This is a genomic window from Neoactinobaculum massilliense, assembly GCF_900604955.1.
In the GTDB taxonomy this organism is placed as follows: Bacteria; Actinomycetota; Actinomycetes; order Actinomycetales; family Actinomycetaceae; genus Neoactinobaculum; species Neoactinobaculum massilliense.
On record NZ_UWPE01000002.1, the window covers coordinates 200,666 to 226,474 of the forward strand.

At 60.7% G+C, this 25,809-nt stretch carries 18 protein-coding genes; 6 read left to right on the plus strand and 12 right to left on the minus strand.

What is annotated here, in order from left to right; all coding sequences use genetic code 11:
* Window positions 1-247 precede the first annotated feature (247 nt).
* Together rpsR and rplI are read left to right on the plus strand one after the other, a co-directional pair.
* Window positions 248-484 (plus strand): 30S ribosomal protein S18, encoded by a 237-nt coding sequence (rpsR, locus tag EIH27_RS07205; protein ID WP_124040312.1) that lies wholly within the window; start codon window positions 248-250, stop codon window positions 482-484.
* A gap of 12 nt (window positions 485-496) precedes the next feature.
* Window positions 497-946: a 50S ribosomal protein L9 gene (gene rplI / locus EIH27_RS07210; protein WP_124040313.1), complete on the plus strand. Its 450-nt coding sequence runs from the start codon at window positions 497-499 to the stop codon at window positions 944-946.
* Between the two features lie 225 nt (window positions 947-1,171).
* Here the strand turns inward: rplI and EIH27_RS07215 are convergent, their stop codons facing one another.
* Window positions 1,172-2,512 (minus strand): MATE family efflux transporter, encoded by a 1,341-nt coding sequence (locus EIH27_RS07215; protein WP_124040314.1) that lies wholly within the window; start codon window positions 2,510-2,512, stop codon window positions 1,172-1,174.
* 942 nt (window positions 2,513-3,454) lie between these two features.
* Between EIH27_RS07215 and dnaB the strand changes: the two genes are divergently transcribed.
* Entirely contained in the window at window positions 3,455-4,789 is a 1,335-nt protein-coding gene (dnaB, locus tag EIH27_RS07220; protein ID WP_164461649.1) for a replicative DNA helicase, read from the plus strand.
* Between the two features lie 254 nt (window positions 4,790-5,043).
* Here the strand turns inward: dnaB and EIH27_RS07225 are convergent, their stop codons facing one another.
* The 4 genes from EIH27_RS07225 to speC all read right to left on the minus strand — a co-directional run bounded on the left by EIH27_RS07225 (window position 5,044) and on the right by speC (window position 10,982).
* Window positions 5,044-5,736, minus strand: a complete 693-nt coding sequence (locus EIH27_RS07225; RefSeq protein WP_241153024.1) for an HD domain-containing protein — start codon at window positions 5,734-5,736, stop codon at window positions 5,044-5,046.
* Between the two features lie 725 nt (window positions 5,737-6,461).
* Window positions 6,462-7,295, minus strand: a complete 834-nt coding sequence (thiD, locus tag EIH27_RS07230; protein ID WP_124040316.1) for a bifunctional hydroxymethylpyrimidine kinase/phosphomethylpyrimidine kinase — start codon at window positions 7,293-7,295, stop codon at window positions 6,462-6,464.
* A gap of 89 nt (window positions 7,296-7,384) precedes the next feature.
* Window positions 7,385-8,761, minus strand: a complete 1,377-nt coding sequence (gene potE / locus EIH27_RS07235) for a putrescine-ornithine antiporter (RefSeq protein WP_206424913.1) — start codon at window positions 8,759-8,761, stop codon at window positions 7,385-7,387.
* 49 nt (window positions 8,762-8,810) lie between these two features.
* Complete coding sequence (gene speC / locus EIH27_RS07240) at window positions 8,811-10,982, minus strand: ornithine decarboxylase (RefSeq protein ID WP_124040317.1); 2,172 nt, start codon at window positions 10,980-10,982, stop codon at window positions 8,811-8,813.
* A 951-nt stretch (window positions 10,983-11,933) separates the two neighbouring features.
* Between speC and EIH27_RS07245 the strand changes: the two genes are divergently transcribed.
* A complete protein-coding gene (locus EIH27_RS07245; RefSeq protein ID WP_124040318.1) occupies window positions 11,934-14,297 on the plus strand; it encodes a glycogen/starch/alpha-glucan phosphorylase in 2,364 nt (787 codons plus the stop codon).
* Window positions 14,298-14,476: 179 nt separating this feature from the next.
* Here the strand turns inward: EIH27_RS07245 and adhE are convergent, their stop codons facing one another.
* The 4 genes from adhE to fbaA all read right to left on the minus strand — a co-directional run bounded on the left by adhE (window position 14,477) and on the right by fbaA (window position 20,269).
* Window positions 14,477-17,209 carry a bifunctional acetaldehyde-CoA/alcohol dehydrogenase gene (adhE, locus tag EIH27_RS07250; RefSeq protein ID WP_124040319.1) on the minus strand — a complete coding sequence of 911 codons (2,733 nt, stop codon included), beginning with the start codon at window positions 17,207-17,209 and terminating at the stop codon, window positions 14,477-14,479.
* A 173-nt stretch (window positions 17,210-17,382) separates the two neighbouring features.
* A complete protein-coding gene (locus EIH27_RS07255) occupies window positions 17,383-17,691 on the minus strand; it encodes an alcohol dehydrogenase catalytic domain-containing protein (RefSeq protein WP_124040320.1) in 309 nt (102 codons plus the stop codon).
* 243 nt (window positions 17,692-17,934) lie between these two features.
* Window positions 17,935-19,164: a tetratricopeptide repeat protein gene (locus EIH27_RS07260; RefSeq protein ID WP_124040321.1), complete on the minus strand. Its 1,230-nt coding sequence runs from the start codon at window positions 19,162-19,164 to the stop codon at window positions 17,935-17,937.
* An 82-nt stretch (window positions 19,165-19,246) separates the two neighbouring features.
* Window positions 19,247-20,269 (minus strand): class II fructose-bisphosphate aldolase, encoded by a 1,023-nt coding sequence (gene fbaA / locus EIH27_RS07265; RefSeq protein ID WP_124040322.1) that lies wholly within the window; start codon window positions 20,267-20,269, stop codon window positions 19,247-19,249.
* Between the two features lie 438 nt (window positions 20,270-20,707).
* Here fbaA and EIH27_RS07270 point away from each other — a divergent pair, with 438 nt between their 5' ends.
* Window positions 20,708-21,544, plus strand: coding sequence for an SIR2 family NAD-dependent protein deacylase (locus EIH27_RS07270; protein ID WP_124040323.1), 837 nt, complete (start codon window positions 20,708-20,710; stop codon window positions 21,542-21,544).
* Window positions 21,545-21,683: 139 nt separating this feature from the next.
* Here EIH27_RS07270 and EIH27_RS07995 read toward each other — a convergent pair whose 3' ends face one another.
* Window positions 21,684-22,346 carry a TrmH family RNA methyltransferase gene (locus EIH27_RS07995; RefSeq protein ID WP_420892149.1) on the minus strand — a complete coding sequence of 221 codons (663 nt, stop codon included), beginning with the start codon at window positions 22,344-22,346 and terminating at the stop codon, window positions 21,684-21,686.
* Window positions 22,347-23,020: 674 nt separating this feature from the next.
* Window positions 23,021-23,824, minus strand: coding sequence for an SDR family NAD(P)-dependent oxidoreductase (locus EIH27_RS07280; RefSeq protein ID WP_124040324.1), 804 nt, complete (start codon window positions 23,822-23,824; stop codon window positions 23,021-23,023).
* Window positions 23,825-24,061: 237 nt separating this feature from the next.
* Between EIH27_RS07280 and EIH27_RS07285 the strand changes: the two genes are divergently transcribed.
* On the plus strand, window positions 24,062-24,883 hold the full coding sequence (locus tag EIH27_RS07285) for an exodeoxyribonuclease III (protein WP_124040325.1): 822 nt from the start codon (window positions 24,062-24,064) through the stop codon (window positions 24,881-24,883).
* A gap of 115 nt (window positions 24,884-24,998) precedes the next feature.
* Here the strand turns inward: EIH27_RS07285 and EIH27_RS07290 are convergent, their stop codons facing one another.
* On the minus strand, window positions 24,999-25,772 hold the full coding sequence (locus EIH27_RS07290; RefSeq protein ID WP_124040326.1) for an HAD-IIA family hydrolase: 774 nt from the start codon (window positions 25,770-25,772) through the stop codon (window positions 24,999-25,001).
* Window positions 25,773-25,809 lie beyond the last annotated feature (37 nt).

Genomic DNA, 25,809 nt, shown 5'->3' on the forward strand with positions numbered 1-25,809 from the left:
TGGATTCGAACTGGATTTGGTCATTCTGTCAGTCCCGTTTTAGGCGGCCCTCGTTCTAGCCGGTTTTGCTTTAGCTGGTTCTTGCTGAGACGGTCCGCCGTTTAAAAGCGGACGGGTGGGTAGGCCAGTGCTCGGCGGCCGGTGAGGGTCTCGGCTCGAATGGCCGGACCGTTTGCGGGTTCAACAATTCCGGCAGCACATAACTGCTGCGCTGCATATCGACATAAAAGCTTAAAGGAGAACAACAATGGGTAAGCGCCAACTGCGCAAGCCGAAGCGTCACATCACGCCTCACAAGCCCATCAAGGTGGGCCACATCGATTACAAGGACACCGCGACGCTGCGCCGTTTCATCTCGGACCGTGGCAAGATCCGCGCCAGCCGCGTGACCGGCGTGTCCGTTCAGGAGCAGCGCAAGCTCGCTCGTGCCATCAAGAACGCCCGTGAAATGGCGCTCCTGCCCTACACGTCCAACCACCGGTAAGGAGGCACCGCAATGAAGCTCATTCTGACTCATGATGTTGAGCGCCTCGGCCAGGCCGGCGAGGTTGTGACCGTCAAGGACGGTTACGGCCGCAACTACCTGCTTCCGCAGGGTTACGCCACGCTGTGGACCAAGGGCGCCCAGAAGCAGATCGACGACATCGCCGAATCCCGTCGCCGCCGTGCCATCGCCACCCTCGAGGAGGCGCAGGCTCTGCGCGATCAGCTGCAGGAAGGCGTTATCGAGATTGCCCGCAAGGCCGGGGAGAACGGCCGCCTGTTCGGTGCCGTCACCACGCGCGACGTGGCCGCCGCCGCCAGCGAACTCACGGGCAAGTCCGTGGATCGCCGCACCATCAATCTGGATTCCACCATCAAGTCCATCGGCGCCTACACCGCTAAGGTGAAGCTCGCCGACGACGTCGTGGCCAACCTCCGGATTTCGGTTACGGCTCTGCGCTAGGGCTAGTAGCGGAAGGGCGGCGGGGTTATTCCCCGCCGCCCTTTTGTATATCCAGGATTGCCGATAGGCCCGGGATCCGGATCTAGGCAAGCGGGTCGCGTGGTTGGCCCGGGCGGCCATTCAGGTCGCGGTGCTCTATGAGAGACGTACGCTAGGTGATCTGCCGCGTGGTGATGCTCGACCAGCCGGCGTGGTAGTGCTTGACCGGCAGTCTGGTACCGGGCCTTACGCCCCGAGACGAATCCAGGCGTCCCCGCGGGCGCGCAGATAGGTGGTGAGAGCGCGCATGCCCAGGAACACTCCGGCATAACCGGCCCACACGGCTAGGAATCCGCCAACCGTCGCGGATCCTGCCCCGGCGATCCACACCGCCAACCAGGTGGCAGGTACGTAAACCGCCAGTGAGCCGGCCATTAACCAGGCGAGGGCGACGGCGTCGCCGGCACCGATGAGGACGCCGTCCAGAATGAATGCAACCGCGGACACCGGCATGCACGCGGCGGCCAGCCACGTACCGACGGTGGCGAGATGGAGAACACCGGCGTCGCTACTCATGAGGTGGGGAATAAACGGCGCGAGCACCGCCACGCCCACCCCGAGCACCACACCCACCATGAGGCCGCGGGCCAGGCACCGGGACAGTACATCTCGCAGGTGGCGCCGATCACCCGCCCCGGACGCCTGCCCCACAAGGATCTGCGCGGCCATGGCGAGCGCATCCATGCCGTAGGTGGCGAAATTCCACACGGTCATGGTCACCTGGTTGGCGGCCAGCGCTGCCACCCCGAGCTGTGTGGCCCCGGCGATCTCCACCAGCAGCGCCGCGCGCAGTATGACGGACCGCGCCAGCATCGGCACGGAGGAACGTAGCGCACGCAGTACGCCGAGCCCGCGCGGGGCGAGGGAGGCGCCGTCGTGAAGGGCATGCCTGCGCACCGTCCACCCCAACCACACCGCCATGAACAGTTGCGCGGTGGCCGTGCCAATGGCCGCCCCGCCGATCCCCAGTCCCACCGGGTAGATAAAGACGTAGTTGACGGGCACATTCACCAGTGCGCCGGCGACGGCTGCGCGCAGCGGCGTGCGGGTGTCCGCCAGCCCGCGCAGCGTGCCCGTGGCCGCCAGGACCACGAGCATGCCGGGCAGGCCCACCGCCGAAATCCGTAGGTACGCAGTGGCCTGCGCGAGGGTGGCTCCACTGGCGCCAAACGCGGCCAGGAGCGGCTGCGCGCACACCGCCAGCGCCACGCCCAGCACCACGCCGAGCACGGCCCCTAGCCACATGCCGTCGATCCCATTTTCCAGTGCGCGCCTCGCGTTGCCGGCACCCACCTGCCGCGCGGTGGCCGCGGTGGTGGCGTAGGAGAGGAAAATGCACAGCCCCACCACGGTGGAGAGAATGGTCGACGCGAGCGAGAGACCCGCCAGCGGTGCCGTTCCCAGCTGGCCCACCATGATGGAATCCACGGCCAGCAGCGCCGGTTCCACCAGCAGGGCGCCGAGCGCCGGCCATGCCAGTTCCGCAATACGGCGGTCAATCTGGGTTTTCTGGGCATGGGTAAGCACGCCGGGAGGCTATCACCGTGCGCGGAAGGGTTCTGTGTTGCGGTCGACGCCGTCTGTGCCCCGTTGTTTACCCGGTTTCTTTTCGGTTCTTTTTCCGACGCCGGCGGCGCGAGTGCTACCCGGTTGCGTTTCCGCCGCCTGTGTGCGTTGCCTGGTTTCATTCCCGCCCCGGCGTGCGTATGGCCCGGCGTGCGTGTCTGGCCGGTTGCCTTCCCGCCGTCCGTATGCGTGTTGCCCGGTTCCGCGGTGGGTGGGCTGTGACGTGTGGTTGGTTTTGCTGGGTGGATGGGCGTTGGCTGTGGGCGCGTAACAGCCCGTTTCGGTATTCGGCGTGCTGACTGCGGGTGCTCACCTGTAGCACTACTTCGCGCTGCACGCTACCTGCTATCCCCAGCGACGGGTCGCATCGCCTCCGGCTGTGGATGAACGGCGGGTAAACGACAGGCAAAATTGGTCCCTGTTATGCACAGGTGTGGACAAAGTTGGGGACGAATTGACGCCACTTTGAGGGTTGTGCACGGGAATGTGGAGAGACGGTGGCGGAGTTGTGGATAACTGCGGCTGTTATCCACAGTTCGTGCACGGTTTTTCCACGGGCTGCCCGGCATATTTCCACCGGTTCTTACACAGCTCACTATGACGAGCGATACATCTGTGGATTGCGATTTGCGACCATAGAGGATGTAGGTCCACATGGATCTAGCCGCGCGGGGAAGGGGCCTAGTTCGCGCTGCGGGCGGCTCGCCTAAAGGGGAAGCCCCGCGGGGAAGGGATGTAGCCGCGCGGCGAGGAATCTTTCGGGGCGTGCGGGGAGTCGGCGGGCAGTCTCGCGGCGAGGAGTCGAGGTCACGGGTACGATGCCTCATCTAGGCATTGCGGCGAGGACTGAGAAGACTTGGCGATGAAGGGAGAATTGTTGTGACCGTGGTGAGCAACGGCGGAATGACGGGTTCACAGTATGAGCGCACCCCGCCGCAGAATGTTGATGCGGAGATTTCCGTGCTGGGCGGCATGCTGCTGGCCAAGGATGCAATTGCGGACGTGGTGGGCCTGCTCAAGCCGGACGATTTCTACCGCGCTGCCAACGCCACGATCTACCAGGCAATCCTCAAACTGTTCAGCGCGGGGGAACCGGCGGATGCCGTCACGGTGAGTGCCGAACTCCAGAAAAATGGTGACCTGGAACGCGTAGGTGGGCTCCCTTACCTCCACACGCTGGTGGCCTCCGTCCCCACGGCGGCCAACGCCGCCTACTACGCGCAGATTGTGCGTGAGCAGTCCAAACTTCGCTCGCTGGTGGAGGTGGGTACGCGTATTGCCCAACTCGGCTACACCACGGACGGGGCGGACGTGGACGGCCTCATTAATATGGCGCAATCCGAAGTGTTCGCCATCTCTGAGAATGAGGAGGAAAGCCAGGCGGCTATGATCTCGGATATCTTCCCGGATCTCTATGACCAGCTGGTAGCCAATGAGAAACGGGATAACGGTCTGCAGGGTCTCTCCACCGGCTTTCCCGATCTGGACCAACGGCTCAACGGGCTTCGCCCCGGCCAGATGATTATTGTGGCGGCGCGCCCCGGCGTCGGAAAATCCACCCTGGCCATGGACTTCGCGCGCCAGGCGGCTCTCCATGACCACAAGCCTGTGGCCTACTTCTCCCTGGAAATGAACCGCATGGAGCTGGTGCTGCGTCTACTCGCGGCGGAATCGGGCGTATTCCAGGACCGCATGATCAAGGGTGAAATGACCGCCGAGGACTGGGAGCGGGTGGCCACCACCATGGACAAGGTGGCCGATGCGCCGCTGCTGGTGGATGATTCCCCGAACCTCACGCTGGCGGAGATTCGTGCCAAGGCGCGCCGTCTCAAGCAGCAGAGCGACATTCAGATGGTCATCATCGACTACCTGCAGCTGCTTTCCTCGGGTGGCAAACAGGTGGAGTCGCGCCAGCAGGAGGTGTCCGAGTTCTCCCGTTCCATCAAGCTTCTGGCTAAGGAGCTGGAGATCCCGATCATCGCCGTGGCCCAGCTCAACCGTGATTCGGAGAAGCGCAACGACAAGCGTCCCCAGGTGGCGGACCTGCGCGAATCCGGCTCCCTGGAGCAGGACGCGGACGTGGTGCTGCTCATCCACCGCGAGGATATGTACAACGACGATTCGGAAAAAGCCGGCCTGGCGGAGGTCATCATCGGCAAGCAGCGTTCCGGTCCCACCGGCACCGTGGAGCTCGCCTTCCAGGGGCACTACGCCCGTTTCGCGTCACTGGCTGAGTAGGGATTTGTGGGGGTGAGGTGCGTGCGGCGCGAGTGGTACGACATCGTTCGCTCCGGCTACCCGCGAAGCCGCGGCCCGCGTGCACACCACCCGGCCCGACATCCCGCACGCCACCCGGCCCGGCCCCGCACGCCACCCGGCCCGGCCCCGCATGCCACCCGGCCCGGCATGAAGCTGCAGTGGACCCCGTACAGGGCCGCGTGAAGCTACACCAGACCTCGCACAGCACCGCGCGCCGCGGCGGGGGACCGGCGTTACTTCCGGTGACGATGATGCGTGCGGCGCTGCTCATAGGGCAGTCCGGCGCGCATCTCCCGCTCCAACTGAGCAAAGTAGGCTTCCTGGCGCTCGAGTGCTTCCACCCAGAGGCGCTGGGCTGAGCGGGTGGCGCATTCGTAATGGCCTTCGCGCTTGAGCCGCTGCCGGTAGGAGACGCAGAAATCCAGCTGGTGCTGGAGTGTCATCCGGTCAAAACGGCGGTAGACGAGCGTGTCGTGGATGCGGTAGGCGGAGAAACGGTCAATATTGTCGCAGTCGCCTACGGAGCGGGCCAGCATGCTGGGCTCGTGCGCGTAGTCCTCAATGCCGCGGTAATCCGGAGATTCGGGCGGGTAGTTCCAGCGCCCGTCCGTGTGCATGGCGATACCCTGGCAGATCTCTTCGATCGCCTCCGTATCCAGCCCCTGCTTCTTGAGGAAGGGGCGCACAATCTTTGCGCCCGCCCGCCCGTGATCCACGTGCCAGGTGGAATCAAATTTGCCTATGTCATGTAGCAGGCAGGCCAGTTCCAGCCGATCCGCGTCCAGCCCCTCGGAGAGCGCCACATTGCGTCCGATTGCTGCCACGCGGAGGCAATGCCGGTAACGGTAGATGCGCTTCGCACGCGGCACGTCCGTGTGAGACATATGCTCGTGCACAAATTCTGTTGCAGCCTCAAGAACGGACAATAGGACCTCCCAAACTATGCGGGGCTTGCCCGCTCGCGCCTGGCGCGATACCACCCTATCTATACCGAATATTGGGGTGGCCCGCCATCGTGCCCGTTACAGGTTTCTGCCAGCCTCGACGACGTCGAACGCCACGCCCGGTTGGTAGCCTGTACGCCGCGTATTGTCTGGGCTACCGTGCGGTCCAGGTGGTACGTGGGCAGTGCGCGTTGCCCGGGCAAGGCCCAGCCGAATCGCCCGCGCCTTGCCGTACCGCCTGGGCAAGGCCTGCGTCAAACCGCCGACTCCTTGCCGCCTACCATTCGCCCAGCCGGCGCCCAATAGCGGTGCGGCGGGCGGCGAATATGGAACGCGGTTCGTAGTGAATGGCAGCGCGGCGGGCGGCGTGCGGGCCGCGGTGGTATCAACGCACTCACCTGGGGCACCGCCCCGCGCTGCTCGTGGCGAATGCGGAACACGGCCTGTTGCAGACAGTGCGGCCGATGCCGAAAACACCAGTCAGGACGGTGACTCCGGCGGAACCGTGTCCTTCCGCCAAAAACCTGCCGCACTGTCCGTACCGCGCGCTCGGCCAGTGCCAAGGGAGCGGACGCTGGTGATCTGGCCGCACCACTCGCTCGGACGGTGCTCTATGACCCGGGCGGCGTTCTACTACGCAACTTGTGCGACGTCGTACCGTGGGGCAGCGTGACCCGGGCGGCGTCGTACAAATTCACCCAAAAGCGCTAGCTCAGTGTTTCGGTGGTGGTGGGGGCGGGGGTGCCTTCGGTGTAGGCGCCTTGGTAGATGGTGTCGAAGGGGGTGTGGGCGGAGACGCGGTGGAGGATGCCGATGGTGACCATGTCCTTGGCGATCTTCACGGCCTGGTGGATGTTTTTGCCCTTGGCGAGTTCCGCGGTGATAGCAGCGGCCAGCGTGCACCCGGCCCCACTCACCTTCTCCCGCCCAACCTTCTTCGCACGGTAAATAGTGGCGGCCTGGCCATCCCAGAGCACGTCGACAGCGTCCTCACCGGGCAGGTCCACCCCGCCCTTGGCTACCACATAGCGGGGGCCCTGGGCGGCAATCCGCTTCGCCGCCTCGACCAGCTCCTCCACGGTAGTGATGCTGTCCATGCCGGAAAGCGTCTGGGCTTCAAACAGGTTGGGAGTGGTGACCGTGGCGAGTGGCAGGACCTGGGTGCGGAGCGCGTTATCCGTGTCCAATGCCTGGCCGGGCTCCTGTCCTTTGCAGATGAGGACGGGGTCGAGGACCACGTTGTCCCATTCCTGGGATTTCAGGGCGTCGGCTACCACGCGGATGGTGTCCGGGTGGCCCAGCATCCCCACCTTCGTGGTGCGGATTGTTTGGGAACGGAGTGCGGCCTGGATTTGATCGTGGATCACGGTGGGCGGGACGGGCACGAACCGGTGATTCCAGTTGTTATCCGGGTCCATGCTCACAATGCAGGTGAGTGCGCCTGAACCATAAACGCCCAACTGCTGGAACGTCTTCAAGTCCACCTGATAGCCCGCACCACCCGTCGCCTCAGAACCCGCAATAGTAAACGCAAAATACATGATCTTCTCCTCATTGAGACAGATTTATAAGATGCACGGGGTACCACCCACAAGAATGGTGATACCCCGCACTTAAGCATATGTTTCAGCTAAGAAGTCACTTCGGGCACGGCCGCCTTACCCACCTCCCTTTGTTTCTCCAAACGAGGCGCAATCCAGCCAAATACTAACCAGCCGAAGAATGTAACCAAGGCGCCGCCCATCATTGCAGACTCTCCAGCGGTATACATCGCATAAAGGCTGTAAATACCGGCAACGGTCGCAATAATATTCACAACCCGAGCCTCGTGAGCGGGAACATGCGCCCGCCTTTGTACAATCATTACCGACGCCATACAAAGAATATAAGGCACGACGTTTGTAATCACCGCAAGATTAACCAGCACTTCAAATTGCTTCGACAGTGTCGGGCTAATTGTCATAAGCGATAGTAAGGACTGGATAACCGTGATTGTCACCATTCCAGCAATAGGAGCGCCCGCCTTTGTCTCCTTTGTAAACAGATGTGGCATCATCTTCGCTCTTGCAAGCGATCGGGCAACCTGGGCAATAGTGAACTGCCAAGCAAGTAACGAACCAAAACAGGAAATTACCATAAGTACCAGAACAAATTTACCTGCCACCGGATTCAGCATTTCACTGAATACCAACCCGAACGGACCATTCGAATTGGCGAGTTCCTGATACCCAGTAATTCCGAACATAACATTCGTACTTAAAACGTAAAGCACTGCTGCACCGATACAACCACCCATCACAGCAATCGGGACATTGCGCTCCGGATTCTCAACGGAATCCGAATTTGCTGAAGCAGATTCGATTCCCAAGAATGCCCACAATGTCATGGAAATTGACGAGCTAATAGCAGTGAAAGAATCGAGGTGATGAGGATTCCAAGCATGCGCCCACATTTGAGGGTCAAACCAGAACCACCCAATAATTGATATTCCAACTACAGGAATAATCACACCCCAAATCGTCACCGTCGATAGCCGCCCAGTAATCCGCGCTCCTCCAAAGTTGAGCACCGTGGCGAGCCACAATGTAGCAATTGCTAGAACACCAACGATCAGCGGACCATTTGCAATCTTTCCGGTATCTACATCAGCAAGCGACAGAGCATACCCAACAGCCGATACTGCAATTGCAATATTTGCAATGATTAGAGATACAAAGTATGCAAAATTGGCAAGGAAATTACCACTCTTTCCGAACGCGTACTCTGAGTAACCTCCCATCCCCCCTTCTTTTTTTGAGTACCTTCCAAGCCGGGCGAAGGCATATGCAAGCAAAGTGGCACCGCCCGCCGTGACCACCCACGAGAGAATAGAGATCGTGCCTACCTTCGCCAACTGCGTAGGTAGCATGATGATCCCTGATCCCATCATGTTAATCATTGTTACTACCGTCAATTGAACGACGGTCATCTTCTTCTTTGCCGGTTGCGGCTCTGAAACTGCGTCCATTCAAGATCCTCCATGTCGGACGTCACCAGGCATAAATCGCCCGACTTAATTACTTCTCTCGAATAACGTAGCCATAGGCCCGCTGTGACCCATCGCTCTCAGTACGAAGATGAACTCCTTGAAGCTCCGGGGCGAAACCTGGCAGCAGGTTAATGCCTTCTTCCAAGGCAAGGAAGTATTTCAGAGCTGGATTCTGCCAGCGTTCACCTGGAAGTACACATACGATCCCCGGAGGATACGGCAGGGCACCCTCAGCAGCAATTCGTCCCTCAGCTTCAGCGATTGGGATGAAATCGACATGACCGCGAGTAAACTCAATGTTTCCTTCCGCAGGCGTTAGAACAGCTTCAGGGAAGTACTTTTCACGGAACATATCCTTTTGTAGCTGGGCTACTTGACGGCTCTTGTAGAAATCATGCATTTCCTGGCAAAGCTGCCTGATACTGTATCCATGGTAGCGTTCCTCATGGGCAGCATAGATCTCGGGCAGCACCTCCTCAAGAGACGCATCGTTATCGACTAGTTCTTCAAATCGCACTAGGGCCGCCACAAGATTTTCCATCTTCGGCATTGACTCTGCCGGCGTCATCAAGAACAGAATTGAATTCAGGTCATTCTTTTCCGGAATAATATTCTGCGTACGGAGATAATTTGCCAAAATTGTGGCCGGGATACCAAACTCTTCATACTTAAACGATCCAGGGATATTAACTAAACCGGGCGTCGTAAGCATAAGCTTCATCGGATCAACAAAGTATTGACCGTCCACATAAGCGTCAAATCCGTGCCAACTCTCACCTGGCTTAAACTCGAAGAAGTCACGATTGGACATAATCTCTTCGGTCGAAGCATCCTCCCAACGCACACCATTAACTTCCGGCGGAACAAATGGCCGAACAAGGTGGCAATTCCGCAAGATTAGCTTGCGCGCTTCAATTACGACACGCATCGCTTCGGCCCACATCTTCTCGCCGTTGCCATTAGCATGCATCTGCGCATTGACATCTAGTGCCGCAAACAAAGGATAGAACGGGCTGGTCGATGCCTGCATCATGTATGCGTTATTAAACTGGTCAAAGTTGCAGTACCTATCCTGCCCCTTGATATGGCTATCCTTCTTATGAATCTGCGATGCTTGAGAGAACCCTGCCTGCTGCTTATGGACCGACTGGGTCACAACAATACCCGGATCTTCCGGGCCAAGCTCGAGCTTCATCGGGGAGGAATCCGCCATAATCGGAATCCACTGCTCATAACCAACCCACGCCGAATCGAAGATTATGTAATCGCAGAGTTTCCCGATCTTTTCGACTACCTGCCGCGCGTTGTAAATCGTACCGTCATATGTACCCGCTTGAATGATAGCAGCACGGAAGGGACGCTTTTCCTTTCCTGCGCCCTTCTTAGCTTTCTCTGCACGCTCACGGAGGTATTTCTCATCAAAGCAGTGTGCATCAATACCACCAATGAGACCAAAAGCGTTACGCGCCGTTTCTAGGTAGACCGGAATGCCGCCAGCAATCATCAACGCGCCATGTTCGGCAGACTTGTGATTGTTGCGGTCAAACAGAACCAGATCACCAGGAGAAATGAGAGCAGTCATCGCAACCTTATTTGACGACGACGTGCCATTTAAAATGAACCAGGTGTTATCGGCGTTAAAAATCTTCGCGGCATTTTCGGTCGCCTGCTTAGGTGCACCCTCGTGAATCAGTAAATCGCCCATCGAGACATCGGCGTTGCACAGATCCGTACGGAACAATTGTGGCCCATAGAAGTCATAGAAACGACGACCCGCAGGATGACGGCGATAGAATTGCCCGCCTTGATGACCCGGACAATCGAACTGAGAATAGCCCCGATCGTAGTATTTGGTTAATGCCCCGAAGAACGGCGGCAAGACTTCATTGTCGTACTTTGATGCCGCGGTATCTAACTGACGAGTAAAGAATTCTTCCTGAAGCGGATCATATGTAAGTACTCCCGTCAGCCCAGGAAGCTTCTCCAGAGTCCCCCCCGCTGTCATAAGGAACACGGGAATCTTCCATCCCTTATCAGTAACTCGCTTAAACCATCCCGCTTCAACGTCAGCATCGTCAAGCACGACGACTGCCACGTCAGTTAAGTCAGTCTCACTCAGCTTTTCAACTTGATGCTTCGTAGGAAGCGCCTTGCCCGCCTCAAGCAAGGCGTCGCTATAGGCAATTTTTCCATCGATCATTGTTATACGCCCGGCGAAAGCCAGCCCTTTCATATATTGACCACAAATGTCAATCTTTCTTCCTAACCCTTAAAATCAGGAAGGACTCCTCCATCAGAGTCGTCTTTAACTATGACGCAAGCCTCAAAAAGGTTCATGGGCTGAACGTCCACACTTTCACACCTTTTCAGTGGTATAGAACGAAGTCGATTCTCTCGCAGCAAATACAACTCTAGGAGACGTAGCACGGGCATTAGCAATTCACCGCATAACGAATGCGGCCCAAGTCCTACCCCACACGTTATTCTTTAGCAGTTACCTTGTGAGAGCCGTCTCCTTACGAGAACAATCGATCTACTTTTACCCCATGTTTTCCGCCTCATCTCGAGCGACAATAGCCAGCCGGTGATTGCAACCTACGTGATACTCGGTTCCTAAATCCATCGCATTTGTACAACGCTGACCAGGGAAAATCGTACAGATCCGCTACTTACCAGCCGGTACAGCGCCGTAGATCCAGTTAATCGGTGACGCAGTCGTCCGTATTCTCCTCAAATGCTCACCAACGGTGCGCCACTTTTCCATGTTCCCCTCCAAACGCTAACTACCTCAGACTTTTCAGCCGCCCCACCGCCGTCGTACGGAAACGGCAGCACCACCGCCTGGCACGTCTCCCCCGTGAGCACTGGCCCAGGCGCCCCAGAGCCGGATCACGGCGGCTACTCCCACGCCGCACAGAGTGAGATCCCGGCTACTCCCACGCCCGCTTCGACGTCGTAGCAAACCAAACCGCCACCAGGCCGGCCTTCCCACCAGCCCACCCCGGCGTCGTACGACAACTCAGATCCGCTCACGCAACCCCTCACCCGCCGAAACCATTAGGCTGGTGCCACACGCGTGCCCGGCGTCACAGCATGGCATTCGGGCACGTTCCCCCGCGCAGCCCGCGCGTCCTTACCAGCAAGGAGACACATGTCCACAATCGATCAGCCGCTCGGCGCATTTACGCAGGCGAATTCCGGCGCCTCGGCGGCCGGTTCCTCCCCCAACGATTACTGGTGGGGCCTCTCGCAATTGGTCATGAGCAAGCTCGGTACGAACTGGGAGCATACCCGCGAGCGCTACAACGCCACGCGGCGAGGTTCCTACTTCTCGGCGGAATTCCTCATGGGCCGGGCGCTCCTCAACAACCTGGTGAACCTGGGACTGGTGAATGAGGCTCGGGACGCACTGGCCGCCTACGGCCTCGACCTCACGGAGGTGCTGGAGCAGGAGCCGGACGCGGCGCTGGGCAACGGCGGACTGGGCCGCCTGGCCGCATGCTTCCTCGATTCCACCGCAGCCATGGACCTGCCCGTCACCGGCTATGGCATCCTCTATCGCTATGGTCTGTTCAAGCAGTCCTTCCGGGACGGCTTCCAGCATGAGGAGCCGGACCCCTGGATGGAAAACGGCAACCCCTTCGTGATCCGGCGCGCATCCGAACAGCAGCTTGTGCACTTCACAGACATGACCGTGCGCGCCATCCCCTATGACATGCCCATCACCGGTTACGGCACACACAACGTGAACACGCTCCGCCTGTGGAAGGCGGAACCGCTCGAAGAATTTGACTATGACGCCTTCAATTCGCAGCGCTTCACGGACGCCATTATTGAACGGGAGCGGGTGGGCGATATCTGCCGCGTGCTCTACCCCAATGACACCACCTATGATGGCAAGGTGCTGCGCGTGCGCCAGCAGTACTTCTTCGTGTCCGCCTCCCTGCAGCACCTGGTAGCCACCCACCTGGCCGAGCACGGCGACCTCGCCACATTTGCGAACTTCAACGCCATCCAGCTCAATGACACCCACCCGGTACTGGCCATCCCCGAACTCATGCGCATCCTCATGGATGAGCACGGCTTCGGCTGGGACGAGGCCTGGGAGATCGTCACCCACACTTTCGCCTACACTAACCACACGGTGCTGGCCGAGGCACTGGAAACCTGGGAGCAGTCCATTTTCCAGCAGCTCTTCCCGCGCATCTGGGACATCGTGGCGGAAATTGACCGCCGCTTCCGCATTGACCTGGCGGGGCGCGGCTTCGACCAGGGGAAGATCGATTACATGGCGCCCGTTCATGACGGCCGCGTCCACATGGCCTGGATCGCCTGCTATGCAGCATTCTCCATCAACGGTGTGGCCGCCATTCACACGGAGATCCTCAAGCGGGACACCCTCCATGACTGGCATGACGTGTGGCCGGAAAAGTTCAATAACAAAACGAACGGCGTGACTCCGCGGCGCTGGCTCAATAATTGCAACCGGCGCCTGGCCGGCCTGCTCACGGACGTACTGGGAAGCGACGCCTGGGTCAAGAACCTGGACCTCCTGGCCGGCATCGAGGACCACGCTACCCCGGACGTGCTGCGCCGCCTCACGGAGATCAAGCGCGCCAACAAGGAGGATTTCGCCACCTGGATCAAGGCGCGCGACGGCGTGGACGTACCGGTGGACGCCATCTACGACGTTCAGATTAAGCGTCTCCACGAGTACAAGCGCCAGCTCCTCAACGCTTTCTACATTTTGGATCTCTACTTCCGCCTCAAGGACAACCCAAGCCTGGATGTGGTGCCACGCCTGTTCATCTTCGGCGCGAAGGCCGCCCCCGGATACAAGCGCGCCAAAGCCATTATCAAGCTCATCAACGAGGTGGGCCGCCTGGTGAACAATGACCCGGACACCCGGAGCAAAATCCAGGTCCTGTTTGTGGAAAACTACAACGTCTCGCCCGCGGAGCACATTATTCCGGCCGCCGACATCTCCGAACAGATTTCCACGGCCGGCAAGGAAGCCTCGGGCACCTCGAACATGAAATTCATGATGAACGGCGCCCTCACGCTCGGCACCATGGACGGCGCCAACGTGGAGATCGTGGACGCTGTGGGCCGCGAAAACGCCTACGTGTTCGGCGCACTGGAGGAGGAACTCCCGGAGCTCAAGCGCAACTATCATCCGCGCGACGTCGTAGCCCAGACTCCTGGGTTGCAGCGCGTAGTAGACGCGCTCACGAACGGTACTTTGGACGACGCCGGTACAGGCGACTTCCATGATCTGGTGGACTCCTTGCTCAACGGGTCCTCGTGGGAAGAACCGGACGTGTACTACGTACTGGGCGATTTCGCGTCCTACCGAGAGGCCAGGGATCGAATGGCCGAGGATTACCGCGACGTCGAAGAATGGGCGCGGAAGGCATGGATCAATATCTGCCGCTCAGGGCGTTTCTCCTCGGATCGCACCATCCGGGACTACGCGAACGAGATCTGGCACCTGGCACCCATGCCGGTGGACTAGGAGCTCGGATCGGCATCGCGGCGGGGCGACTGCATTCCCGCTCGGGGCGGTCAGGCTTGATCCCTCCGCAGAAACACAGCCGCCCCGCCGGGAAACACAGCCGATCGCGTAGTGGTTTGTAGCAGGTAGTTGTGGGGCGGCCCGAGGGCCGCCCCACAACTGTTTACTGCAGCGGACTCTTACTTAGCGGATTTCGCACCCACGCCGGCCGTGGCCCGGCGCTTCGCGCGCATCGCTTTACCTTCCTCCTGCGACACACCGTAGTAGGCCGCAATCGCAATGTCCTTCATATCTTCGATTTCGGGAACTCGCGGATTTGCGGGCGTGCACTGGTCCTCGTAGGCGTGATGACCGATTTTATCGAGGTTGCTCCAGAAGAAATCTTCATCTACGCCGGCATCCCGGAAGGACGCGTCCATGCCCAGCCGATGATCACGGTAGTTTTCTACCGCCCGCGCCAGTGACTCCACACCCTCCTCAGGAGTTGCGGCCTTGAGGCCGAAGAGCTTCGCCAGATTCTGGTAACGCTCGGGGGCCACATACTGGGAGTATTTCGGCCAGCACGTTGATTCGGATGGCACCTGGCCGTTGTAGCGAATGATGTAGGGCAGCAGAATGGCGTTCGTATGGCCGTGGACCAATCCGCACAGGGCACCGATAGTGTGCGCCATTCCGTGGCACATGCCAAGGAACGCCGAACCGAACGCCATCCCCGCCATGGTTGACGCGTTATGCATATGCTCTTTCGCCTTGGTGCATTCAGCACCCTCGGGCAGATTAACCGATGGGTCAAGGTTCTCCCACACGAGTTTCGCGGCATGAAGAGCCATCGCATCAGTGAAATCGTTGGCATAAGTGGACACATACGCCTCAAATGCGTGGGTAAGCGCATCAAACCCGGAGTCGCACGCGAGCATCCGCGGCTGGGTTGCCGCGAGAACCGGGTCAACGATCGCCACCGATGGGGTAATCGCGTAGTCCGTAATCGGATACTTGTACCCCGTCTTGTGGTCGGTAATGACCGCGAAAGGCGTCACCTCAGAGCCGGTGCCCGACGTCGTCGGAACGCAAATGAGCTGGGCTTTCTCACCGAGCGCAGCAATCTTGAACGCGCGCTTACGAATATCGAAGAACTTTTCCCGAATATCGGAAAAAGCGATGCCCGGGCGTTCATAGAGCAACCACATAATCTTGGCCGCGTCCATTGGACTTCCACCGCCCACGGCGATAATCGTGTCCGGCTGGAATTCTTCGCGCATCATTTTCGCGCCGCGTTCCACCGTTTCCACGGATGGTTCCGGCTCCACATAGTCAATGACTCGAATGGTCACGCGGTTAGGACGAGCTCGCAGCTGATCAATAATTTTGTCAACTATGCCCAGCTTCTCCATCGTCTTGTCGCATACGATCACAACTCGTTCAATACCGACCGTCGAGCGAAGGTACTTAATCGCGTTCGGTTCGAAGTACGTCTTTGGTGGAATCTTGAACCACTGCATATTGTTGTTTCTCCGTGCCACCCGCTTGATGTTCACCAGATTTCCTACCTGTACATTGCCCGAAACCGAATTACGCCCATAAGAACCGCAGCCAAGAGTGAGAGATGGAGCAATTGCATTGTAAATATCGCCAATACCGCCCAGCGATGACGGCTGATTCCAGATAATGCGTCCGGCATGCATTCGTAGCCCGTATTCGCGTGCAAGCTCATGCGAATAGGTATGAATAACAGCGGTGTGGCCAGCCCCCTCAAGAAGCATCTGCTCACACATTTGGAAACCGGACTCCTGGTCTTTGCAGGTAAGAAGAGCATAAATTGGTGCAAGCTTCTCCTTTGTGAGCGGCTCCTGGTTCCCCACCTCCTTGCACTCCGCCACGAGGACCGTCGTGTCCTCCGGAACCTCAAACCCCGCTGCGTGTGCCAAGAACTGGGGCGACTTCCCGGGCACATTCGACCTCAGCTTTGGCGCCGGAGCCCCCTCATCGGCATAGGCCTCCACTCCGAACACGTAGCGTTCCAGCTTCTTCTTTTCCTCCGCGTTCACGAAGTAGGCCTTGCGGCGCTTCATCTCAGCAACAAGGCGGTCGTAGATTTCTTCACGCGCAATAATCGCCTGTTCCGTCGCGCAGATCATGCCGTAATCGAACCGTTTGGACGTAATCAAATCGTTGACACAGCTCTTGATATTAACATTCACGTCAATATAGGCCGGCGCGTTTCCAGCGCCAACTCCCAGGGCAGGCTTTCCTGAGGTGTAGGCGGCCTTCACCATTCCGGGCCCACCCGTCGCAAGAATTGTTGCTACACCGGGATGCTTCATGAGGAGGTTCGTTGCTTCAATGGCCGGATGCTCGATCCACTGAATGCAATTCTCCGGCGCACCTGCCTTCACCGCGGCGTCACGCACGATACGTGCCGCCGCAGCTGAGCACTTCTGGGCACTCGGATGGAATCCGAAGATAATCGGATTGCGCGTCTTAAGAGTGAGCAGAGCCTTAAAAATGGTGGTTGAGGTCGGATTCGTTACCGGGGTAACGCCCGCAATTACACCAACCGGTTCAGCGATTTCATCGATGCCCGTAACGTCATCAGATGAAATAATCCCGGCGGTACGCAGCTTCGCAATATAATTCGTCACATGCTCGCAAGCGAATATATTTTTCGTCGCTTTATCCTCCACAAGACCGCGCTGGGTCTCGTCGACTGCCATCTGGGCGAGCGTCAAGTGCTCGTGTAACGCAGCAATCGAGGCCTTACCAACGATATAGTCCACTTGTTCCTGGTTAAGGCGCTCAAATTCTTTAAGAGCCACCTGTCCCTTTGCAACAAGTTCGTCTACTTCCTGGGCAGGAGTAGGTACAGCAGCGGAAATATTTTCGTGAGCTGGCTGAGCTGTCGGGTGTGAACCCATGTGTCCCTCTCTTCTTTGTAATGTGCCCACTATGGCCAACGCCTTTATTCGGTTATTCGGCGTGGACGGCATGGGGCACTCGTCTTATTCAAGTTCTCGGACGTCTCATAGGCGTCAAGGATGCAATCAAAAGTGAAGCGGTGCGTGACAAACGGCGAGGCGTCAAGCTGCTTCTAGGCAACCGCCTTGAACAGTCTGCCAAGCGCGTCCATGCTTGCCAGGCCCGTGGTCACCGTATTGTTCTCAATCCACAGGTGATTCATGGGGAATTCCGCCGGGCTGACATGCACGCCCACGCCTTCGTGGCCGAGGACGCTACCCGGCGTCACCTCGGGCGTATCTCCCTTGAGAGTATGCAGATCCGTGCCACAGATCGTGGTGGCAGACATCTTGACGATGCCGTCCGTTGGGTGCCGGATCTGAGGATCCGGCACCTTTTCCCGAGCCTTCTTACCCGGGCCGTGATACACCAGCGCCTTCATGGGATCTCCTTTGCTTCGCAAATCATCTCTGATTCATTTCGAAGCTACCGGCGAGGCCCACGGCGCGATGGTTCCAACGGCCTACAAGACGTAGGGCCCTCGCGGCGCCAGAAATCCTGGGGAATTGTGGGGGTACTAGGAAATAGCCGGCAGGTTGACCGGGTACTAGGAAGCAGCTAGCGAGGTACTAGGAAATAGCCAGCAGCGGGTATTAGAAAGCAGCCAGCAGGTTAAGACGCGGCGTTACGCGCCGGCCACCGCCTTCAACTTGGCAGCAAACTCAGCCAGATCCTCTTGCGCGCGCGTGGTCAACGCAACAACTGCCCGCTCTTGTGACGTGGACGTATCAGAAGCGGTAGCGCCAAATGCCGCGCCGGCCACGCTTTGTTTCCCCGCGGTGGCACGCTTCCCCGCGCTCGCCTGGCCCTCCGCACCGGCCTGGCCGTTTTCGTCCGTAGGATCCGCCTCCCCTACGGACGTGAGGAATTGACGCAGGGCGCGGACGGCGTCGGAAAAGTAATGCGCAGCCTTTTTTGTTTCACCCAACTGGGCATACAAATCCCCCACCAGGCCGGTGGTGTGCGCGGCGGGGACATCCTCACCGGCCGTGCGATACGCGGCAACGGCCGCCTTCATCGGCGCCACCGCCTCCGCTACCTGACCGCCCCGGGCCAGGGCCACCGCCTGCTGATGCCGATAGGTGCCGCGTGCTTCCTGAGATTGCGCCGTGGTGATATGCGCCGCCTCGAGCACGGACACCGCCTGCCCATAGGCCGCCGCCGCGTCCTCCCAACGCTCCCGCGCCGCTAGAGCACGTCCAATCCCAAAGTAGCAATCCGCCACATTCTGCGGATGCGCGCCACTGCGCTGATAGATGGCGGCGGCGCGCTGGAGAGCCTCAGCGGCACCGGCGGCATCGTCCGCATCAAGCAGTGCCGCGCCAAGATTTTGATAAATCGGTGCGTAGGCACCCTCCTGGGCTCCCGGCAGACTCCGTGCCACCGCGAGCGCCCGCTTGAACTGCTGGGCGGCCGTGACCGGATCCCGCTGCGCGGCGTATGAAATACCCAGGTTGAAGTGGGCATTCGCCTCCTGCACGTGGTCGCCGAGCGCTTCATATTGGGAGAGGGCGTCCTCCATGACGGGGATCGCGAACGCGTGCCGGCCCTCGGTGGCGAGCATAAATCCGTACATCGCCGTGGCATTGGCCTTACGCGGGGTGGCCGGTTCCTTCGTGTAGGCATCCAGCGCACGTTCAAGGAAACGCTCCGCCGGCGCCTTGCCGAGCTGGGCGCCGATCACCGCGGCCGCGTGAAGCGCCTGCGCATCCCGCACGCCCTCCAAATCCGCACCCGCCAGTTTCTCTGCATCCGCATATGCGCGGTTTGCCTGCGTTATATTTCCGCGATCCAGCGCGTCAAAACCAAGTTTCAGCTGCGTTTCCGCCTGAGCGATTTCATCCTGAGTGGCCACCTGCCCTACTGTACCGGGTTGGTGCCGGCCTTCCGGAAACCGGGGACAGCCTTCCACACTCTGGAGGCTGCCCCAGCCGCCCCTACTTCATGCGGTGCCCGGCGGACCCAAGCTCCTGGGTGGCCTCAACAACACGAGCAGCCATGCCGGCCTCTGCGGCCTTCCCCCACGAACGCGGATCATATTGCTTCTTGATGCCCACCTCGCCGTCGACCTTGAGCACGCCCGAATAGTGCGTAAACATCCAGTCCGCGACAGGCCGGGTGAACGCGTACTGGGTGTCCGTGTCCACGTTCATCTTGACCACACCATTCTTCACGGCCGTGGCGATTTCTTCCGGGGAGGAGCCGGAGCCACCGTGGAACACCAGGTCAAACGGATGATCCTTACCGTACTTCTTACCCACTACCTCCTGGATTTCGCCAAGCAGCTCCGGGCGCAGCTTGACGTGACCCGGCTTGTACACGCCGTGCACATTGCCGAACGTGAACGCTGCCGTATAGCGGCCCTTCTCACCAAGGCCCAGCGCCTCAACCGTCTGGAGCGCATCCTCCGGCGTGGAGTAGAGCTTGTGGTTGATTTCGTTGGACTCGCCGTCCTCTTCACCACCCACAACACCAATTTCCACCTCAAGGATGGTGCCTGCCTTCTGGGAAAGTGCCAGCAGTTCCTGCGCAATCTCCAGATTCTCCTTGAGCGGCACCGCCGAACCATCCCACATGTGGGACTGGAAATAGGTTTCCTCGCCGCGCGCACGCTGTTCAGCCTCAAGTTCAAGCAGGGGGCGCACCCAGCTGTCCACATTCTGCTTGGCGCAGTGATCCGTGTGCAGCGCCACCGTCACGTTATAGTTCTTGGCGACCTCACGCACATACTGCGCCAGCGCCACAGAGCCAGACACACGATTCTTTACCGAAGGACCGGACAGATATTCAGCCCCACCCACGGATACCTGAAGAATGCCGTCAGATTCCGCCTCCGCAAATCCACGCAGCGCCGCGTTCACGGTTTGAGAGGACGTCACATTGATGGCCGGGTACGCAAAACCTTCGCTCTTCGCGCGGTCAAGCATGGCATCGTACTGTTCACGGGTTGCAATAGCCACTGAAATCTCCTTTGATTCTGCGACGCCAGCCGAGGCATCGCCTCGACAACGCCCGACGTCCTCATTCTACTGAGAGAAAAACAGCACTAGCCTAGTCGAATTCCCGTATCGCTCCTAGAGGTTGCACAGATGCCTACTCAGCATATGATCTGACGACGCCGATACGCGCGGCCCTGAGTCCCATCGCGGTTCGGGGTGGCGTGGTATTCGCAATAGGATTGACATTCCTTGCGGGTGACCTATCACATAGTTCGCGCGCCGCGTCGAACAGAGCCGTGATCCTCCGCGGGACACACCGGCAGATTCCTCCTGCGCCCCAGGAAGCGCGGTCACGCAGGCGGGGCTGAGGCTGCGCCGTGAAGTAGAGGCATTGAGGGGCACTATGGGCCAGGCGCCGGGCGTCTCATTCATGTCGGAGCCCGCGGATACGATGGCCCCATGGACAACGAGGTATCGGCCGAGGCGCGTTCACTCGCCACCCTGATGGCCGGAAAGAAAACAGTAGTGATCTCTGGCGCCGGACTCTCCACCGGTTCAGGGCTGCCCGACTATCGCGGTACGGGCACCACGCAGGAGCCATCCGTAGAGTATGACGATTTCGCGCGCGATCCGGTGTGGCAGCGCTGGGTGTGGCAGCGCAATCAGGAAACCTGGCACGCGGTAGATGCCCTCTCCCCCAACCCGGGGCACCTGGCCATCGCCCGCATGGAGAAGGCCGAGCTCCTCACCGGTATCGCCACGCAGAACGTGGACAATCTGCATCAGAAGGCCGGCTCGGAAAAAGTTGCCGAATTGCACGGCTCCGTAGCGCGGGTAGATTGCACCCAATGTGGCGCCCACTTTGACCGGCGGGAAGTGGACGGTTGGTTGGAGAAGCTCAACCCGAATCTGCCGGAGGATCCCGATCCGCAGCATGTGGCCATTCTGGCGAATCGGGATCGAAAGGCAGCGGAACACTCTACGTTCAAGGTTGCCCCCTGCCCGCGGTGCGGGGGCCTCATCAAACCTTCGGTGGTGTTCTTCGGCGAGTCGCTTCCCCAAACCGCCATGCGCAGCGCCTTCCAGTGGGCGGATGCGGCGGACGTGGCTCTGGTGGTGGGCTCGTCCCTGTATGTGTCCACGGGCATGTGGGTGTTCGCCGAGGCACTCGAGCACGGCGCCACGGGCGTGATCCTCAATATGGGCCCCACCCAGGGTGATCGGTACGCGGATCTCCGCATTAACGCAGATGCCAGCGAAGTACTCAGCCAGGTGGCGGATCTTCTGGGAGTGTAGGGAGCGCTCCCTCACGGCCCCGTGGAACATCCCGGGTGCAGGGACGGTTTCACGCACGTAGGCGCCGCCGCCATGACATCGCCGCTTCGTTCTCCAGAGTGACGTGTACCGGTACTAGTACGCGCCCACAACGACGTCGTCAGAGATGCTGGCGCGCCCACGCATACATGGCAATCGCAGCGGCCGCGGCCACGTTGAGCGAGCGCGTGGAGCCGTATTGCGTGATCTCGACGGCGCTATCGCACGCGGCCAGCAATTCCGCCGAAATACCGGACTGCTCCTGCCCGAACACGAGCACGCAGCGTTCGGGCAGCGCGGTGTGCTCTATAGCCGTGGCGCCCTCCTGATTGTCGATGGCCACCAGCGTGTATCCCGCCGCATCAGCCCAGGCACGCAGGCCTTCCGCATCGGGATGATGAAGCATATCCAGGTAGCGATCCGTCACCAGCGCCCCGCGGCGATTCCACTTGTGCCGCCCCACAATGTGCACACCGCCCGCGTTGAACGCGTTCGCTGTCCGCACAATCGAGCCGATATTGAGGTCATGCGTGAGGTTCTCGATGGCTACGTGGAGCGGAGCACGGCGCGAGGCCAGGTCCGCGCGAATGGCATCCACCGTCCAGTATCGATATGCGTCGACGACGTTACGGTGGTCCCCCTCCGCCAGCAGACGCTGATCCCACCGGCTGCCGTCCGGCAGAGGCGCGTCCGGGTACTCCTCCGCCCACGGCCCCACCCCGGCCGTTGGTTGCTCTGCGTAGGGCGAATGGCCGGGCGTGGCCCGCGCGGTACCCGGAGCAATGGGGCGGAGCTGGGGCGCCTCGCGCAGCGCGAGTGTGCGCGTCGCCAGCGCCGCAACCCGCGGTAATGCGCCGGAGCGGTCCACATAGCTATGGCCGTGGGCACCATCGTCGGCAAGCGCGGCAAAAGCCACCACGGTGCCGCCCGCTCCCTCCACCCAGGCACGCAGCGGTGTATAGGCCTCCCTGCTGGCCACATCCGCGAGCACCACAAAGGCATGGCCGGCCGCCAGATCGGTGTCCGAATCCGGGGTGAGCACCAGCAGTGGTGCGGGATTCTTCGGCGCTACGCCAGCCCCCGGGAGCGCTTCTCTAGCGCCCGCGGCGCCCGCCGGGCCTGCCGTACCTGCCGGGCTGCCCACACCGGCCGGGCCCACCGCAGAGGCTAGGCCCACCGCGCCCGCCGCGCTGGTCGCACCCATCAGACCTGCCGGGCTGGCCACACCCGCCGCGCTCACCGCACCGGCCACCGCGAGCCCGAGGGCCGGGTCCGCGCACACCAGGGCGGTGAAGTCACGGCCGGGCCGGACATTCGCGGCGTCCAGCAGGCCAAGGATCGCGACACCGGACAGCGGGCCACCCTCCGCGTCCAGGAGTACCTGCGCCAGGTCCGGGCCGCCCGCCCGACGTACACCCAGCCGGCAGGCCACTTCAGCAAGCTGTGCAAAATCCGCCATTATGCGCCCTTAATGCCGGCGGTTTCCGGCGAAACAATGCTGCGCCCGGACAACCCCGGACCCGTCACCTTTCGCACCAGCCAGCGCGGCGCCCACTTCAGCGCGACGGCAGCCGCCCGGTATAGCGGGCTGGGAATCACTAGCACGCGGTGATGCCGGCAGGCATCGATAGCCGCATTCGCAACCGTGACGGGTGAATCAATTTCGAAGGACGGCCACTGGGAGGAATCCACGCCGGAACGAGCGTGGAACTCCGTACGGGTCAGGCCGGGCAGCACCGCGGTGACGCTCACGCCCGTACCGGCCAATTCCGCGGCCAATCCTTCAGTAAATGTTTTTACCCAGGCCTTGTGCGCCGAATAGGGACCCTGCGCGGTGAGGGCGGTCATTGAGGCAACATTAATAATCCCGCCGTAGCCGCGCGCTTTCATGACGGGTGCAGCCGCATGGCACAGCACCATGACGGCCCGCACCATAACGTTGAGTGCCTCCTCGTCGCGTTTCAATGAGCCACCTACGAACTCCTGACCCAGGCCGAATCCGGCATTATTGACCAGCAGGCCGATTGGCCGCGTAGTAGAGCGAAGGCGTTCGGCCACGCGCGCGGTGGCATCCGCATCAGATAGGTCCGCCACCAGCACCTCCACCTGTACTCCAGCCACCTGTCGGATTTGCTCGGCTAGTTTCTCCAGCCGCTCGCGCCCGCGAGCCACCAGCACGAGGTCATTACGTTCCGCGGCCAGCTGCCAGGCAAACTCCTTGCCGATCCCCGAACTGGCCCCGGTAATCAGTGCACTTCCCATGGGATGAGCCTACCTGCCCTATCTTCTGTCCTACGCCCCGGTTTCTGGCGCCCGGTTCGACGACGCCGTTTGCGTACCGCCCGAACCGCATGCCCACCGCATCCGGCCCGCGCTGCGCCCGCGATCGGCCGCCCGGCCACCCGCCGGCCAGGCTCGGCTCCGCACCATCCCATCCCAACCACGCCCAGCCAAGCGCATCCCAGCCCACCCACCAACCGCCCGCGCTAGGCTGACTCCATGCGCATTGCCACGTGGAATATCAATTCTGTTCGCACCCGGTTTGAGCGCGCGCTCGGTGTGCTGAAGCGCTGGGACCTGGACGTGCTGCTGCTGCAGGAAACCAAGTGCAAGCCGGAGCAGTTCCCGCGCGAGCCGTTCGAGCAGGCCGGCTACCAGGTGGAGGCGATCGGCCTGGACCAGTGGAACGGGGTGGCCGTGATATCCCGCGTGGGCATCACGGACGTGGCCACGCAATTCCCCGGACAGCCGGCTTTCGCGAAACTGGGTGCGGATGGCGCCCCGGTAAAAACGCCGGTGGTGGAGGCGCGGGCGCTGGGCGCAACGGTGGGCACCACGCGCGTGTGGAGCCTGTACGTGCCGAATGGCCGAGCGGTTACTGACCCGCACTACCGCTACAAGCTTGATTTCCTGAATGCACTGCAGCGTAGTACCGCCGCAGCACTGGCTGAGGCTCCGGAGCAGCGTCTTCTCCTCGCCGGAGATTGGAACGTGGCGCCGCGCGATGAGGACGTGTGGGACCCCGCCTATTTCCGCGATAACGCGGGCGGCCTCTACATCACGGACGCCGAGCGGGAGCACTTCGCCGCTTTCTCGGCGGCCGGAATGCGCGAGGTAACGCGTGATGCCGACGGCGCCGCCTACACGTTCTGGGACTACCAGAAGCTCCGCTTCCCGCGAAATGAAGGCATGCGGATCGATTTCGGGTGGGCGTCCCCGCACTTGGCGGACGCGCTGCTCGCCGCGCACATCGACCGCGACGAGCGGAAGGGTAAGAAGCCGTCCGACCACGTGCCGGTCATCATGGAGTTCGCAGAGTAACGAACAGGACTGGGCACGCAGCCCTCGCTACCCGCGAATTACCCTCGCCGCCCGTGGATTATTGCCGGCATCGCCTTTAGCGGAGGACCGGGCAGGCGGCTACCGAAGCAGCCGCCTACAGCATCTCGACAATGTCCGCGATGCCGCCGTGAATGTAGTCCGGGCGGAACGGGAAACTAATAATGTCCTCGCGCTGCGTGTTGCCGGAGAGCACCAGGTGGGTTTGGAGGCCCGCCTCCATGCCGGCCTGAATGTCCGTATCCATCGTGTCACCGATGAGCGCCGCGGATTCCGAATGCGCATCGAGCAGGTTGAGTCCCTTGCGAAGCATGACCGGGTTCGGCTTGCCCACGTAGTACGGCTGCTTGCCGGTGGCCGCGGTAATCATGGCCGCCACGGCGCCGGTGGCAGGAATGGGCCCCTGCTGCGAGGGGCCGATGAGGTCCCGGTTGGTGGCGATGAATCGCGCACCCTTATCAATAAGGCGAATAGCGGTGGTCAGGGCGTCGATCGAGTAGGTGCGCGTTTCGCCCAGCACCACCACGTCCGGCTTGTCGCTGGTCATCACGAATCCCGTGTTATACAGCGACGTGGTGAGGCCCGCCTCGCCCACCACAAACGCCCGCTTCGAGGGCACCTGCTCCGCGAGGAATTCCGCGGTTGCGGACGCGGATGTCCAAATGTGGTCCTCCGGCACGTCCAGTCCCGACGCCGCCAGCCGCGCCGAGAGGTCCCTGCGCGTAAAGATTGAGTTGTTGGTGAGCACAAGGTAGGGGTAGCCCTTCTGCTTCAGCGTGTCCAGGAACTCCTTCGCGCCGGGGAGCGCCCGGTTCTCATGCACCAGCACGCCGTCCATATCGGTAAGCCAGGTTTTAATTTCACGCGTCATGCCTCTAGGTTACGTTCTTGCTGACGCCACGTGAAAT